Annotated in this window: 1 pseudogene; it reads right to left on the minus strand. The window is 65.5% G+C overall.

The window, feature by feature from the left end:
• Positions 1-252, minus strand: a pseudogene (locus ACLJNW_RS26980) (glutathione ABC transporter ATP-binding protein GsiA); the annotation flags it as partial.

The raw sequence follows: 252 nt of genomic DNA on the forward strand, positions 1-252 counted from the left end.
GGTATAGGGGTGTCGCGGGGCTGCGAAGAGTTCCTGGCAGGAAGCCTGCTCGACGATCCGCCCTTGTTGCATGACGCAGACGCGGTGGGCGATGCGCCGGACCAGGTTGAGGTCGTGGGTGATCAGCAGCAGGGACATGCCCAGGCGTGCCTGCAGGTCCTTGAGCAGATCGAGGATCTTCAACTGGACGGTGACGTCGAGCGCGGTGGTCGGTTCGTCGGCGATCAGCAGTTGCGGCTCGCAGGCCAGGGC

It is taken from the genome of Salmonella sp. SAL4457 (assembly GCF_046548235.1).
Classification (GTDB): Bacteria; Pseudomonadota; Gammaproteobacteria; order Enterobacterales; family Enterobacteriaceae; genus Salmonella; species Salmonella enterica.